The organism is Pararhizobium sp. LjRoot235, assembly GCF_964254145.1.
Classification (GTDB): domain Bacteria; phylum Pseudomonadota; class Alphaproteobacteria; order Rhizobiales; family Rhizobiaceae; genus Pararhizobium.
The window spans coordinates 3,837,897-3,851,165 of the sequence record NZ_CAXUSP020000001.1; the positions used below are offsets into that span (position 1 = coordinate 3,837,897).

The 13,269-nt window shown below is 60.8% G+C and carries 13 protein-coding genes; all 13 read right to left on the bottom strand.

Annotated features, from left to right (window positions below; genetic code table 11):
- Positions 1 to 210: 210 nt before the first annotated feature.
- Complete coding sequence (fliF, locus tag ACSQ2Z_RS18865; protein WP_436082613.1) at positions 211 to 1,899, bottom strand: flagellar basal-body MS-ring/collar protein FliF; 1,689 nt, start codon at positions 1,897 to 1,899, stop codon at positions 211 to 213.
- Between the two features lie 280 nt (positions 1,900 to 2,179).
- Positions 2,180 to 2,572: a chemotaxis protein CheT gene (gene cheT, locus ACSQ2Z_RS18870; protein ID WP_436082614.1), complete on the bottom strand. Its 393-nt coding sequence runs from the start codon at positions 2,570 to 2,572 to the stop codon at positions 2,180 to 2,182.
- A 111-nt stretch (positions 2,573 to 2,683) separates the two neighbouring features.
- Positions 2,684 to 3,238, bottom strand: coding sequence for a chemoreceptor glutamine deamidase CheD (cheD, locus tag ACSQ2Z_RS18875; protein ID WP_436082615.1), 555 nt, complete (start codon positions 3,236 to 3,238; stop codon positions 2,684 to 2,686).
- On the bottom strand, positions 3,235 to 3,624 hold the full coding sequence (locus tag ACSQ2Z_RS18880; protein ID WP_037119756.1) for a response regulator: 390 nt from the start codon (positions 3,622 to 3,624) through the stop codon (positions 3,235 to 3,237). Before ACSQ2Z_RS18880 ends, cheD begins: the two co-directional genes overlap by 4 nt.
- Position 3,625: 1 nt before the next feature.
- Positions 3,626 to 4,681 (bottom strand): protein-glutamate O-methylesterase CheB, encoded by a 1,056-nt coding sequence (gene cheB / locus ACSQ2Z_RS18885; protein WP_436082616.1) that lies wholly within the window; start codon positions 4,679 to 4,681, stop codon positions 3,626 to 3,628.
- Positions 4,678 to 5,580 (bottom strand): protein-glutamate O-methyltransferase CheR, encoded by a 903-nt coding sequence (cheR, locus tag ACSQ2Z_RS18890; RefSeq protein WP_436082617.1) that lies wholly within the window; start codon positions 5,578 to 5,580, stop codon positions 4,678 to 4,680. Before cheR ends, cheB begins: the two co-directional genes overlap by 4 nt.
- Positions 5,577 to 6,044 carry a chemotaxis protein CheW gene (locus ACSQ2Z_RS18895; RefSeq protein WP_436082618.1) on the bottom strand — a complete coding sequence of 156 codons (468 nt, stop codon included), beginning with the start codon at positions 6,042 to 6,044 and terminating at the stop codon, positions 5,577 to 5,579. The genes cheR and ACSQ2Z_RS18895 overlap by 4 nt, the downstream gene beginning before the upstream one ends.
- Before the next feature lie 5 nt (positions 6,045 to 6,049).
- The gene (locus tag ACSQ2Z_RS18900; protein ID WP_436082619.1) at positions 6,050 to 8,341 is read right to left on the bottom strand and encodes a chemotaxis protein CheA; all 2,292 of its coding nucleotides are present in this window, start codon (positions 8,339 to 8,341) and stop codon (positions 6,050 to 6,052) included.
- A gap of 16 nt (positions 8,342 to 8,357) precedes the next feature.
- Positions 8,358 to 8,723 (bottom strand): chemotaxis response regulator CheY1, encoded by a 366-nt coding sequence (gene cheY1, locus ACSQ2Z_RS18905; protein ID WP_037105517.1) that lies wholly within the window; start codon positions 8,721 to 8,723, stop codon positions 8,358 to 8,360.
- A 3-nt stretch (positions 8,724 to 8,726) separates the two neighbouring features.
- The gene (locus ACSQ2Z_RS18910) at positions 8,727 to 9,020 is read right to left on the bottom strand and encodes an STAS domain-containing protein (protein ID WP_436082620.1); all 294 of its coding nucleotides are present in this window, start codon (positions 9,018 to 9,020) and stop codon (positions 8,727 to 8,729) included.
- A gap of 133 nt (positions 9,021 to 9,153) precedes the next feature.
- Positions 9,154 to 10,773: a globin-coupled sensor protein gene (locus ACSQ2Z_RS18915; RefSeq protein ID WP_436082621.1), complete on the bottom strand. Its 1,620-nt coding sequence runs from the start codon at positions 10,771 to 10,773 to the stop codon at positions 9,154 to 9,156.
- Between the two features lie 793 nt (positions 10,774 to 11,566).
- Positions 11,567 to 12,943, bottom strand: coding sequence for an FGGY-family carbohydrate kinase (locus tag ACSQ2Z_RS18920; protein ID WP_436082622.1), 1,377 nt, complete (start codon positions 12,941 to 12,943; stop codon positions 11,567 to 11,569).
- Between the two features lie 4 nt (positions 12,944 to 12,947).
- Positions 12,948 to 13,262, bottom strand: coding sequence for an L-rhamnose mutarotase (gene rhaM / locus ACSQ2Z_RS18925; RefSeq protein WP_436082623.1), 315 nt, complete (start codon positions 13,260 to 13,262; stop codon positions 12,948 to 12,950).
- Positions 13,263 to 13,269 lie beyond the last annotated feature (7 nt).

Here is a 13,269-nt window from a genome sequence, read left to right on the forward strand (position 1 = left end):
TTAAATATAATGAATCCCGGCGCGCCGCGTCGGCTGACTTGTTGACGCGCGATTCTTGCCGGCCGGCCAAAGATCCGCGGCAATACATTGAATGGCTAGGCGTCTATTTCCAGCGCGCGGGACAGCATACCGTTCCGCTAAGGCGCGGCCCTGAAACGCGAAACCCGCCGAGACGGCGGGTTGGTATTTCGGGGGACGTTTCCTGAGGAATCACGCTGCTTTTTCGGCTGCCCACTTGCGAAGAATCTTGGCGGCGCGTTCTTCGCTGATCTCCACCATACGGGCGAGCCTGCGCTCGGGACCTTCCTTGACCCGGCGGTTGAAGCCGCCTTCGCTGTCGTCGCCGAGGCTGAGCAGGTCGTCGGTGCTGTCGAAGCCGAAGTCGGAGCCAAAGCCTTCCATGAGTGCCCCGCCCGCTGCGCCTGTCGTCGCAGGCGAGAAGTCCGGCAGTTCGAGGCCAACGGCTTCGTTCTCGGCGAGCGCCGTAGCGCCTGTGCCGATCCCCATCGAGCGGGCGAGCGGGCGCATGCCCATCCAGACCATCAGGAAGGCGACAGCGACGAAGGCAAGGGCATTGATGATGCCACCGATATTGCGGGTCAGCGTCTCCATGATGCCCGGACCGGAGACCGGCTCGTCGAGCAGCTGCGTGTTGACGAAATCCATGGCGGTCAGCGTGATCGCATCGCCGCGGGCAGGATCAAGGCCGACAGCCGACGCGACGATTTTCTGCATGTCCTGGATATAGGCATCGATCTTCGCCTGGTCCGCGCCTTCGCCGACCATAGCGGCGACACGGCCGCGATTGACCACCACGGCGACGGAGAGCTTCTCGACCGTATAGCTGCTCTTGACGGTCGCGACGGTCTTCGAGTTGATTTCGTAGTTGGTCTGCTCTTCCTTCTTCGCGGTCTGGTCGTTCGACTGAGGTCCGGCAGTGCCGCCCTGCGGAGCCGCCTGGGGCACGTTCTGCTGAACGGTCGCCGCATTGTCCGCCTGCTGCTGGCTGGATTTTTGTTCTTCCTTGGTAACGCGGGTCGAACGCTCGACGCGGGATTCGGGATCGAAGACCGTTTCCTGGATCTGCTGGGTATCAGTGTTCAATTGCGCTGTGACGCTGGCGCGGAAATTGTCCATGCCGAGGAAGGGTGCGAGCGCCTTGTCGATATTGCTTTCGATTTCGTTCTGAACGTTCTGAACGATGCCCAGCGACTGGTTCATGGCGCTGTTGGCCGGATCGTCGCCGGACGCCAGAAGCTGGCCGGCGGAATCGAGAATGGTGACGTCATCGATGCTCAGCCCCGGAACGGACGAAGCCACCAGATGGCGGATCGATGCTGCAGCGTTGCGGCCGATATTGGCGCTCGCCCGGATCATCACCGAGGCCGTCGGTTTCTGCTCCGTCTTCCGGAAGCTGCCGCGATCGGCCATGACGATGTGGACACGGGCGGCTGCAATTCCGGAAATCTGCTGAATAGTGCGGGCGATTTCGCCTTCGAGTGCACGAACACGAGTGACTTCCTGCATGAAGGAGGTAAGGCCCAGCGAACCGACATTGTCGAAGAGTTCGTAACCGGCGTTGGCGCTGTTGGGCAGGCCACGCTCGGCGAGATAGAGCCGGGCCTTGCCCGTCATGCCAACCGGCACCTGCAGGCTCGCACCATCGGCTCCCACTTCGAAATCCATGTTCGCTTCGGCAAGCGCGACGCTGATCTGATTGAGGTCGCTGCTTTCCAGCCCGACATAAAGCGTTTCATAGGATGGCTTGTTGACGTAAAGGCCGGCGGCGAGAACGATCCCGACTGCAACCACTCCAGCTGCTATCAGCGCGATGAGCTTACCCTGCCCGAGACCCGCCAGGTTTTTCGTGACCGTCGAAAGTTGATCCAACAGATTCATTCTGTTTCCGCACCCAGTGGCGCATGTTCCGTACAGGCAACATCGCCCGGGACATGCGCAGATCCAAACATTCGGGATTACTGGACGATCCGGCCTGAGGCCTTCGTCAAATCAGGCTAAATCTACCAGTCCCGATTGGCACACTAGGAAACGAAACTTGCGCGAACTTGTCTTGAAAGCCCGCGTTAGACGGCGGTGCAAAAACAATTTCCGGAAAAGGACCGCCCAAAACGCAATCGCCGCCCCGATGCGGGAGACCAAGGCGGCGTTAACGGACCGCCTAGAAGGCCTCGAAATCCCCGGCAGCGTCCGTCAGTGGCTGTGAATGACCATGCCGGAGCATGCCGTTGCCGAGCGATTTCTGCATGTCCGCAAGCTTGACGAGGTTGAGGGCAGTCGTCACGTCCACCAGCCAGTGCTGCGGAATGGCTGCAGTCACCGTGTCGATGAATTCGGCAAGGCCGCGTGTCTTCTGAACGGCGAGATCGATCCCTTGCAGAACCTTGACACGGTCGGCTGAATCCAGAACGGCTTCACCGTCGATATCGCTCAGCATCGGCTCGATCCGCTCGATCAGATAGGCCACGTCATAGAGCTCGGAGACGATGCGCATCATCACATCCGGGAGCGCCTCGTCGATGTGAGGCATATGGCTCTTCAATTCAGTCCGCATTACTCGCCCTCACGCTGGCAACAATTGCCGTCCAGGATTACTTGACGGCCCACGCTAAACATTTTGCCAAAGCCGCGCCCCGGATGAAGACCCCGAGGTCGCTGCCCGGCGCTAGAAAAACTCGATCGTGTTGTCGACCGGCTTCGGCGCAGGCCGGGGGCGCTGCTCCTGGGCCACGGCCTTCTGCGCTTCGACGCCCGTCAAGGCATATTGCCGGGCGCGGCCACTGAGCGGCCAGTATTCGAGCTTGCGACCATGATCGCCGCCGGTGCTCTCACCGACGACCTGGATACCTTCGTCCATCAGGAACTGCCGGGCAAACAATGCATTCTGCTCGCCGACGTTGGAAAAGCGCGCGATCGTCTTCGCACCACCGAAAATCTTCGCTTCCAGCCGTTCTCGACGGGCACCCTTCTTCAGCAGTCCATTGATCAGCAGTTCCATCAGATGCACGCCATACCGCGTCGCATCGCCGCCTGAGGAGAGAGCATCTGCCGAGCCCGGCAGCAGAAAGTGGTTCATGCCGCCGACACCCGCGACCGGATCACGCATGCACGCCGCCACGCAGGAGCCGAGGATAGTCGAGAGCACGACGTCCGGATCGCTGACCACCTTCCATTCGCCCTGAATGACATGCACACGTTTGGTCGCAGCGTCCGTGATCATTTCAGCGCCCCGAATACAGCCTCGATCGCAGCCTTCATCTTTTCGATCGTGAAGGGTTTTGCGAGTACGTTGTTGGCGCCAAGCGCCGCTGCCTTGGTCACCAGCGCGCGGTCGCCCTGCGCCGTCAGAATAATGAAAGCGGCCTTCTTCGTCGCCGGATTGTTCCGCACTGCCGCCAGGAGGCCCAGGCCATCCATCTTCGGCATGTTGAAGTCCGAGATCACCAGGTGATGGGGCTGCTGGGCCATGATTTTCATGCCCTGTTCGCCATCACCGGCGGCCGTGATCTGCTTGAAGCCGAGTTGCTGCAGCGCGTCACCGAGCAGCAGGCGACTGGTGACCTGATCGTCGACGATCAGAACTTTGATTTTTTCCGCTAGGGACATGTTATTCGCTTCCTTCTCTTCGGGCGGCGGTGCTTTTCAATACTTCTTCCCCGATTGAGCTGAGGGGTAGTTGGGTTTCGACGGCGCCCAGTTCAAAGGCAACCCTCGGCATTCCATACACGACACAGGTCTTTTCATTCTGACCGAATGTGCGGGCACCTGCGTGGCGCATTTTCAACAGACCGGATGCGCCGTCGCGGCCCATCCCGGTCAGGATCACACCGACTGCGTTGCGGCCCGCGAGCTCCGCGACGGAATCGAACAGCACGTCGACGGATGGGCGATGGCCATTCACCGGTTCGCGGTCCAACAGACGGCAGCATGGCGACGAAGGATTGACGACCTGCAGGTGGCGTTCGCCACCCGGTGCCAGATAGATCTTTCCGATCTCGAGCCTAGCGCCGTCCGTCGCTTCCTGCACCGTCGGGGCGCAGAGGCGGTTCAATCGCTCGGAAAAGCTCTTGGTGAAGGTGTGCGGCATGTGCTGCGTGATCACTGTTGGCGGACAATTGGCCGGAAACCTCTGCAGAACGGCGATCAGCGCCTCGACACCACCGGTGGACGAGCCGATCGCGACGATCTTCCTGCCTGCCCTGTATTCCGAGGTCGCATTGGCGTTGGCGGCGCTTGGCGCGGCGGCCTTGTTCCCGGTGAGGATGTACTTGCGCTGCGAGCGTGCCGCCGCCTTCACCTTGTCGGCAAGATCGCAGAAGGGCCGGGGGTCGCCCGGAAGCGGCTTTCCGACGCAATCGAAGGCACCGATTTCCAATGCGGCGATCGTCGCTTCCGCACCCTTGTGTGTCAGTGTCGAAACCATGATCACCGGCATCGGACGCAGCCGCATGATTTTCTCGAGGAATTCCAGCCCGTTCATATTGGGCATCTCGATGTCGAGCGTGATGACGTCCGGATCGAGATCCTTGATCGCCTGGCGCGCCTGCATGGCGTCGGCGGCCTGACCGATAACCTCGACCTCGGGGTCACTGCTCAGTATGGCAGTGATCAATCCGCGCATGGTGGCGGAATCGTCGACAACAAGAACGCGTGCTGCACTCATGAGCGTCCTCCCTTGCCGGTATAGCGATAGGTTGTGATGCCGATATTGTCGAAGACAGACTTCGCGTCACCGGAAACACGCTCGGAATGACCGATATAAAGGTGCCCCTTGGGCGTCAGCATGCCGGCAAAGCGCGACCAGATCTTCATCTGGGTCGGCTCGTCGAAATAGATGACGACGTTGCGGCAGAAGATGACGTCAAACTGCCCCTTGAACGGCCACTGCGCCATCAGGTTCAGTTCGTTGAAGGTGATGAGCCGCTTGACGCGATCATCGACCTGCCACTTCTGGCGGCCGTTGACAGCGGTTTCCGAGAACCACTGCTTGCGCATCGCCGGACTGACAGTCTCGAGCGCGGTCGCGTCATAGGCACCGGCACGGGCGAGTGCCAGGATCTTGGGGTCGATGTCGGTCGCGAGAATACGGAAGTCGTAGTCGGCCGCGTTGGGCATCATCGAAAGAACCGTCAGCGCGATCGAATAGGGTTCCTGCCCATCCGAGCAGGCCGCCGACCAGATACGCACCCGGCCGCCATTCTTGGCGCGGTTCAGAAGCTCCGGCAGAACGTCCGACTTCAAGTGTTCGAAATGATGGTTTTCACGGAAGAAGCGCGTGAAGTTGGTGGTCAGATGCGAAAGCATGTCCCGCCGCTCGGCGGCACCGGCCGGCGAAGAGACGAGCTGGCAATATTCCCGGAACCCCTTCAGGCCAAGATTTCGGATGTGCTTCGACAGGCGCGAATAGACAAGCGAGGCCTTGGATTCGTTCAGGTAGATGCCGGCGTCGGCATAGATCATCGCAGCGATCTCGGCGAGGTCGCGGCGCGCCAGCGGGTATTCGCCGCTCGCCAGACACTCATCCGGAGATAATCTGCTGTCAAAGGCGGCCGACATGCTCATGCAGCTTCACTTTCCATATGGGGGAACACAGCTTCCAGTTCGATGAGACAGATCATGCGGCCTTCGATCGCCAGGACGCCGCGAGCGAAAGTCCGTTCGAACTCCGACGACATGTCCGGCGTCGGCTGGATATCCTCGTCCTTGATCGTCAGGATGTCGGAGACTGCCTCGACGAGGAGACCCACGACCTTGTTCTCGACCTGCGTTACGATGATGACATGACGCGCGGTCGGTTCGGCCGGCTTCATTCCAAGCCGCGCCGACAGGTCGATGATCGGCAGCACCGCGCCGCGCAGATTGATCACGCCCAGCACGTATTGCGGCGCATGCGGCATGGGTGTCGCCGGAGTCCAGCCGCGGATTTCCCGCACGGACATGACATTGACGCAGAATTCCTGATTCCCGATGCGGAACGCGATGAGCTCGCGCCCTCCATTCGTCAGATTTTTTGCGAGATACGTCATTGGTCTTACCCAGCGGCAGCAAGCGATGTTTCAAGGTTAAGGGGATGGCCGCGCGACGCAGAGACAACGGCATCGACGTCCAGGATGAGAGCCACGCGGCCGTCACCGAGAATGGTGGCGGCAGCAATGCCCGGCACATGCGTGTAATTGGCTTCCAGGCTCTTGATGACGACCTGGCGCTGGCCCTGGATGGCGTCGACCATCAGGGCGCGCTGGCCGCCGCCTTCGGATTCCACCAGAAGGGCTACGCCTTCCACCGGATTGGCCTGGGTCGCACGGAAGTTCAGGATACGGCCGACATCGACCAGCGGGCAGAAAGAGTTACGGATCGAGATCAGCCGCTGCGTCGCACCGAAAGAGTGGATCGCCGCAGCATCCGGCTGCAGGGTCTCGACAATTGCCGTCAGCGGCACGACCAGCGTCTGGCCGGCAACCGTGACGACCATGCCGTCGAGGACGGCGAGCGTCAGCGGCAGGCTCATGGTGAAGACGGAACCCTGGCCCGGCTTCGACGAGATGTTGATGCGGCCGCCAAGCGCCTGGATCGAACGCTTGACCACGTCCATGCCGACGCCGCGGCCGGAAAGGTCGGAAACCTTGTCGGCGGTCGAGAAGCCGGCATGGAAGATCAGATTGTCGATTTCCTCGTCCGACAGGTTGGCATCGGCCGCGATCAGGTCGTTGTCGATGGCCTTCTGGCGCACTTTCTCGCGGTTGATGCCGGCACCGTCGTCGGACAGTTCGATGACGATTCGGCCCGAGCGATGCTTGGCGGTGAGCTTCACCGTACCCTCGGCGCTCTTGCCGGCGGCAATACGTTTTTCCGGCATTTCCAGGCCGTGGTCGACGGCATTGCGGATCATATGCGTCAGCGGCTCGGCCAGCTTGTCGATAACCGTCTTGTCGACTTCGGTGTTTTCACCCTCGGTCACGAGGCGGACAGACTTGCCTGTGATATCGGCAATTTCGCGAACCGTGCGGGCCATGCGCTGGAAGACCGGCTTCACCGGTTGCGCGCGGATCGCCATGACCGAGTCCTGGATTTCGCGCGTCAGCTGCTGGAGTTCTTCAAGCCCCATATTGATCGAGGAGACGCCGTTCGAGTCGTTCTCGATGACGCTCTGCGACAGCATCGCCTGGTTGATGACGAGCTCGCCGACGAGGTTGATCAGGCGATCGACACGATCGAGATCGACGCGGATCGTCTGACCAGCCGCGGACGAGGCCTGCTGGGCGTTGTTCTGGGCAGCGGCAGCAGCGGCAGCAGCGGCAGCCCCCTTTTCGGCGGCAGCGGCACGCGATGCATTGCCGACCATCTGGACGACATTGGATGCGGTTTGGGCGGCGGCGATCTGTTCCTCTTCCTCGACGACACCAAGCGGCGCCTGCGGCTCTTCGTCGAGTGCTGAAAGGTCAAACGGAACCGGCTGCATCGGCAATTCTTCGGATTCGCTGCCGGCGCTCCCGCCTCCGTCCGCGGCAGTCACTTCAAGCTCACAATCCCACTCGGCGAATTCAAAGACGGAGCGAATCGCATCTTCACCCTTGTCGGTCTTGATCGATACCTTCCAGGAGAAATAGGCGGCTTCCGGATCCATCTGATCAAGCGGTGGAAGGCTGTCCATGTTGCAATGGATACTCATCTCGCCGAGACGGGAGAGATCGCGCAGCAACAGGGCCGCTTCGTTGCCCTTGGTGTAGAGGTCCGACTTCGGCTTGAAGACCACCTCATAGGCCGGATGTTCCACCACGACTTCGTCTTCGTCACCGAAATCGTCAAAGGAGAAAGCAACCGGGACAAATCCCTCGTCATTGGACGCAGCTGCCGCTGCAACAGGTGCGGGCTTTGGTGCCGGTGCAGCCTTGAGGGCAGCTGCGGCCTTTGGTGCCGGAGCCTCGGCAGCCGGCGGCGCCTCGCCCTTGGCAAGCGCCTCGAGCTCCCGGATCAGTTGTACCGAGCGGGCTTGGTCGACACTGCCGCCGTCGCGGGCGACATTGGTCAAATCCGCGAGAACGTCGGCCGATTTCAGCATGACCTTCAGGACGTCCTGGGTCGGTTCCAGCTTGTTGGAACGAACGCAATCAAGCGTGGTCTCAAACACGTGCGCGAAAGAGACCAGATCATCCAGTGCGAAAGCCCCGGCGCCACCCTTGATCGAGTGCACCGCGCGGAAGACCGCGTTCACCGTTTCCGGATCACGGTCGCCATCATTGAGCCGCAGGAGACCGGATTCCAGTTCAGCGAGCTGCTCCTCGCACTCCTGGAAGAAAATCTCTTTGATTTCGTTCATATCCATGGGTGGGATCCTGGCGTTAGGCTGTTACGCGCTCGATGGCATCGATCAGTTTGGTCGGATCGAACGGCTTGACGATCCAGCCGGTCGCGCCTGCCTGGCGGGCGCGGTTCTTCTTTTCCGCGTCGCTTTCCGTCGTCAGCACCAGGATCGGGATGGCCCGGAACTTCTCGTTCTTGCGCACACCCTCGATGAAGCCGAAACCATCGAGACGCGGCATGTTGATGTCGGTAACGATGACATCCGGATTGGCATCCTCGAGGACTTCGAGCCCCTCGATGCCATCTTCCGCCTGGATCGTTTCAAAACCGGCATTGTTCAGCGTGACGAGAAGCATGTTCCGGATGGTTCTGGAATCATCGACCGTGAGAACTTTCTTTTTCATGTCTCAAATCTCCTTTGCCATCAGGTGATCAATGTTCACCCCGATGAGCTGCGTCGTTTTCGTGAATGCATCCGATACCTTGGAGAAGGCGAAGGAGTGCTTGTCCTCGTCCCAGCTTTTCGCTCCGGCCATCAGCACCTGAACGCAAAGCGCCCCGACGCGCTCCACCGCAGAAGCATCGACGACCAGATTGCTGCCACGCAAACCCATGAGCTTGCTGTGCAGCGCGTTGGCCTCGTTCAGATCGAGGACCGGCGCGAGACTTAGACTTTTCGGAGCGGCCTTCTTGGGTGCCATCGCTACTTTCCTTGTCTGACTGCGAGTAATTTACACGGATGGTTCAACGCATATTCCGCGCGGCAGTGCGCGTGGACACGCCGGAGTTCGAAGATCGCCGGGGCCGGTTGGTTGTGTTTGCGGCGGCCTGGCATCAGCGCCCCCATCCGGCAAGCCGGCCCTGAAGGCCGTAACCGTCGTCGAAACTGTCGTTTGCCGCGTCGGCCTCTTCCTGGCCGGCGATCGCGAGAGGAACAGCAGACCGTGCCGGAGCCATCTTCGGCGCCTGCCGCTGGACATGGAACTGGCGGATCGTCTGGCCGAGTTCGAGGATCACCGAATGAAGGTCGTCGCACGTCTCCTTTGCGCCGAGGGCCTGTCCCGCGCTGACGCCGATCTCGGTGCCAATGCGGCCGAGCTCGGATGTCGCCGACTGCAGGCCGGCGACCTGTTCTGCGGTTTCGTCTGCGATGCCTGCGATGGCGTCGTTGATGCCGCGAACCTGCTCGACGATGCTGCTGATCGCATCCTGCGTACGACCGACCCGCTCAACGCCAGCCTCGACTTGCGATTTCGTGTTCGAGACGAGCTGCTTGATTTCACGAGCCGCGTCGCCGGAGCGCTGTGCCAAAGCACGCACTTCCTGCGCCACCACCGCAAAACCACGACCGCTTTCACCGGCGCGCGCCGCCTCTATGCCGGCGTTGAGAGCCAAAAGGTTGGTCTGGAAGGCAATCTCGTCGATGACGCCGATGATCTGGCCGATCTTTTCGGCGGAAGCCTCGATATCAGCCATGGCGGAAATCGCCTGGCCGGCGATCTCGCCGGTGTGCTCGACCGATTGCCGTGTAGAGGCAACGCTCTTTTCAGCCGCGCGTGTTTGAGCGGCATTCCGTTTGACGCGATCGGCGATGGCGGCAAGCGAAGCTAGAGTATGTCCGAGCGCTGCGGATTGCTCCTGCGCCTTCACGGCGAACTGGCCGGTTTGGCCGGCGAGCGCCTGCGACGAAGATTCCATCGTGCCCGCCTGATCCGACAGCCCGATGACCTGTCGCTGCAGCACATCGAGCGCGCCGTTCAGTTCCTGTGCCAGCGGCTGGTAGGCGGCGGAAACGTCAGTCGGGGTGCGAACCGAAAGATCGCCACGGCCAAGCGCCTGGGTGACATCACCGAAGAGGGCGAGCGCTTCGGCTTCACCCGCCTTGCGCTGCTCGGCGAGCTGTCGCTGGTGACTGTGGCGTTGTTCGTTGAAGCGAAGGGAAACGGCGATTTCGGTATCGACGAAGACGGTGCGCACCAGGGCGGCGACCAAGTCGTTCAGTTCCTGCCTGCGCGACTTGCCGAGCGGCAGAACGGATTTCGGCCACAACTCCTCGATCATCGAGCAGATCAGGCGTTCAAGGACGATCGCATGACCGGCGATCTGCCAGCGCGGATCAAGCCCCATCTTGCTCTCGGCATCGGACAAGACCTTGACGCGCTCCGCATAGAGGCTGTCGAAACGGGCGTCGGTCAGTACGCTCCAATGCGAGGATTGAAGATCATGCAACCGCTCGATCTGGCGATCGCTGGTAAAATGGCGGGCGGCCTCGGGGAAGGTCTGCAGGCGCTGGAAAAGATCGCGCAACGCCAGTTCGACCTGGGTGCCCAGCGACTGGCGGTTCCTGCGCAGGACATCGGTCTGGCCGTCGTCGAGGCCGGCAAACCGCAAGCGCTCGAGCAGACTGCCTGCCTGCGCCTTCCTGGTCTGATCTGGCGACGTATCCTGCCTCAACGCTGTTCCCCGGTCCGGTGCGCAACTCTGGAAAACCGGCGCGGCTTTCAGAGGGTATTTCCTAGAATTCGAACTATTGCAGTGCCTCCGACATGCCTTGACGGCGCGCGGTGCCTTTCATGCCGACGGATAGACTGAAGGGGCGATGCCCAAGCGCGCCGAGTTGCAAGATGCGCGTGGAGACGGCGCGACGCCATCCGGCCACGGCATTCGGCCGCTTCGTTCCCAAGAGGTATCCGGTGAGGTGCATACCGGATCAGGACCGGTTCGTCGGTACGGCGTCATGCCTTGTCGGGAAGTAGAATTTCCCACTCCGACGTGTGGGATCATGTTTATGGTTAATTCCTTGCTTGAAGGTTAACGGGTGATACTCCCCTCCGGCTTTAGCTAAAATTAGCCCCGTATCGGCACAACCGGCCGCAACCGCATGCCGCCTGCGGGTTTGCCTGTGACCAAGAAACAACAGGTTCTGAATGGTAAAACTTGAGAGTTGATCTTACGAGCGCCGCTCGTTAACTACAGCCTATTCTGACCGGCGCAAGCCATGCACAAGCATAGCCGGCCACGTTGAAGCGACATCATGAGGATGACGTAGAAGGAACGAGCAATGATTGTTCTTGGACTGAGTGCCACGCTGATCGCCACGCTGACGCTGGCAGCAATCTCGGTGCTCCTCAATATCGAAGAAGACCGCAAGTCAATGAATTCGCGGGTCTTTTAAGAGATTCTTCGAAATCTTCTCACGCGCAATAGTTTTCACGCCTGACATTGCTGCACGTCCGGCTGATTGTTCTCACGCTGTTTCAGGCCGCCCGGCCTCAGCCCGCCATTTTTTTGCATAGGCCCTGTAAGTCTCAGATACATTGCCGCCGAACGCTACCGTATGAACCTGTGCCCGACTGCCATCCGCGAGACAGGCGGCGCCGAGGCTCGTTCCCGTAGTGCTCTGGCTGCCGGTCAGCACCGGTCGCCCGGTTGCGGCGCGCAGCATCCGCAGATAGGTCGGGTTCGCTGCAAACGGTCCCTCAACGACGATTTCCCCCTCAGCGCCGATCAGATCGAGGCACGTTGAACTCATCATCGCCAGATAAAAGGACACGACGGCGAAACGCTCCGCGCCCGTCAATGCATCCTCTTCGCAAGTCCATCGCGCCTTTGCCTGGGGGAAAGGTCCGGAACCTTCCGGCACGGCCGGCAGCAGCATGCATTGGCGGGCCGCCATTTCCGCTTCTATGTCCCCGGAAACGGTGATCGCCGGGTCAGGGATCAAGGTGGCAAAAGCGCGGCCGCCCATGAACCGCGCCGAAGGCACGGGATCACCGAGTGCATTGACGTTGACCAGCGTGTCGCGCGCCTCATCCAGCACCATCTTCCTCGCACCCATCGCCATGATCACCACCCAGGTTCCGGTGGAGACGACGGAAAAAGGCGCTTGGCGTGTCAGGACATGGGGTAGCAGCGAGGCATTGGAATCGTGGATGCCGCAGAAGACCGGCAGGCCTTCCCGCAGACCGCTGTCCTTCGCCGCCTGAGGTGTCAGCCCGCCGAGAAGATCGCTTGCCCGGCGCACGGGCGCAAACAGCGGCCGCCAGCCTCGGGCGTCGACCATCGTCGAGAAATCGCCGGCATAGGGGTTCCAGAGATCGGTGTGGCAACCGAGCGATGTCAATTCCGTCGAGAGTACGCCGCTTAGCCTACAGGACCAGTATTGCGCATAGGTAAGGATCGTTACGACATTGGCGAACAGCTCCGGGAATGTCTGTTCCTGCCAGTAGATCTGTGCGCCGATATTCAGCCCCATCGGCAGCCGCGCCGTGCCGGTCTCGGCAAAGGGCGGTCGGACCTTGTCGTAATCTGCCGCCAGGGTGTCCGGCCCGGCAAATTCATAGTCGAGCAGAGGAAGAGCGAGATCGCCGTTTTTGTCGAGCAGCACGGCCGTCGCCCCGTGGGTAGTCACCGAAATCGCGTCGATCGGTGTTTCGGCATTGAGCGCGGCAAGGCTTTCGACGATGAAGCGCCACAGCCGCTCCACGTCGAAATGCGGGTAGAGGCCCTCGACCGTCACGCCATTGGCCGTCTTGCGCACGGCGATTTCCTCGAACCGATCGAGATCGACCCGCGCGACCTTGGCATTCGTCTTGCCGATGTCGATGACGGCGATGGTTTTCATGGCGTTACTTCATATGAAAGACGGTGACGAGCGGTACGGCGACCGGCTCGTTGTCGGCCTTCGTCTCCATGATGTCGGCCATATAGGCCCACCATTTCTGCATCACTGGATGCTTGGGGAGATCGGCCATCGTGTGGTCATCACGCCGCCAGAGGACACCGAACAGGAGATCGGTCTCCTCATCGAGGTGGATGGAATAGTCCGACACACCTGCGGACTTCAGAAGCTCCGACAGTTCAGGCCAGATGGCTTCATGGCGGGCCTTGTACTCGGCTGCCATGCCAGGATTGAGCCGCATGCGAAAGGCGTATTTTTCCATGGATCGT